Annotated in this window: 2 protein-coding genes and 2 pseudogenes; 3 read left to right on the plus strand and 1 reads right to left on the minus strand. The window is 35.9% G+C overall.

Annotated features, from left to right (window positions below; translation table 11 throughout):
• Positions 1-84 precede the first annotated feature (84 nt).
• Positions 85-282 (plus strand): annotated as a pseudogene (locus tag ACNPNW_RS05950) (hypothetical protein); the annotation flags it as partial.
• A gap of 16 nt (positions 283-298) precedes the next feature.
• Here ACNPNW_RS05950 and ACNPNW_RS05955 read toward each other — a convergent pair.
• Positions 299-491 (minus strand): annotated as a pseudogene (locus tag ACNPNW_RS05955) (DDE-type integrase/transposase/recombinase); the annotation flags it as partial.
• A gap of 6 nt (positions 492-497) precedes the next feature.
• Between ACNPNW_RS05955 and ACNPNW_RS05960 the strand changes: the two are divergent.
• Together ACNPNW_RS05960 and ACNPNW_RS05965 are read left to right on the plus strand one after the other, a co-directional pair.
• On the plus strand, positions 498-791 hold the full coding sequence (locus ACNPNW_RS05960; RefSeq protein ID WP_373685761.1) for an NAD(P)H-dependent oxidoreductase: 294 nt from the start codon (positions 498-500) through the stop codon (positions 789-791).
• Between the two features lie 88 nt (positions 792-879).
• Positions 880-1,302 (plus strand): YlcI/YnfO family protein (locus tag ACNPNW_RS05965; RefSeq protein ID WP_448766706.1); only part of this gene is annotated, 423 nt, incomplete at its 3' end.

Raw genomic sequence — 1,302 nt, forward strand, 5'->3', positions numbered from 1 at the left:
AGAGGCAACAGAGTCTGAAAAGGGATGGAAATATGGTGCAGGCATCGAATTAGTTTTTTAAAATAGTATGATTTGGATTCATGAATGGTAGCTTCGGCTACTATTCATGAATTATTACTATTTATTTTCGAATCTGTAAAACTAAAAAAGCTTAATTTTTGGTCTATTTTTATGCAGTGGTTAAAAACATGCTTATCGCTGTTTTTATCGTTTGCTATTCTTTTAGTAGGATCGGCTGCTACTACTTCGTCTGTACATCATCGGTGTTTAATGCCATCTGAATAGATGCATGTGGCATAGCCGTCTTCATCGATTTGAATCCTAAAGTGGCCCTAATGATCCGCTTTAGCTTGCCATGATTACATTCGATCACGTTATTTTTATACTTAACCTGCCTGTGCTCAAGATCTGGTGGACATTTTCTTTCCCATTTTAACCGTGACAAAGCACCTCCATATGTGTGCTTTATCTGTATCTATCACTTGTGGGGCCTTCCTTTGCCAGAAGATGCGGATACTGAGCATCCAAAAGTAAAAGAACTGCATGAGCTTCTTGCATGGTCTGAAGGTATGGTCTGGTGTTCACCTGAACGTCATGGTTCTATGAGTTCCATTTTTAAATCACAAATAGACTGGATTCCACTTGCAGGAGGAGCAATCCGTGCTACCCAAGGTAAAACCCTTGCCTTGATGCAAGTCAGTGGTGGATCACAGTCTGAACCGTACCGGGTTTGTCGGAGAGTCAATATTCTGAGAGACTATCCCGATGACAAAATTAAAATATACCCCTGAAATCAGAGAAAGAGCGGTTCAAAAAATTTGAAACTACCATCTTAATGATATACTCTAATTGATATACATTTAGATTGGGTTGTTTATAATGTTGATGCTTCGATTACCTGTAGAATTAGAAAAACAGTTAGATCAACTGGCTGAAAAGAGTCAAAGAACGAAATCATTTTTAGCCAGAGAAGCTATTTCTATGAGTATTGAGAGCTTATCGAAAAAATATATACATGAAAACAAAGGGTTAAGTTACATGAATATTAATCTATATGAAACTCTCGTTAAATTTTTTTCTACACCAGTTAATTTAGAAACTGAATCTAGAAAATCTAAATTTATTATGTTTAGTGAGGACGGAAAATTATTTGTTCACAATAACAAAGATAATATTCGCCCTTTAAGCACTGATGAAGTTGATAATTTTTATAAGATTTTTAAGGAAACTGGAAGTCGATCTCCATCAACCTATACCGATGTAACCTTCAACTCATCATATATTCTTGCTGCACTATCTCAT

The sequence above is a fragment of the Acinetobacter endophylla genome (assembly GCF_053543775.1).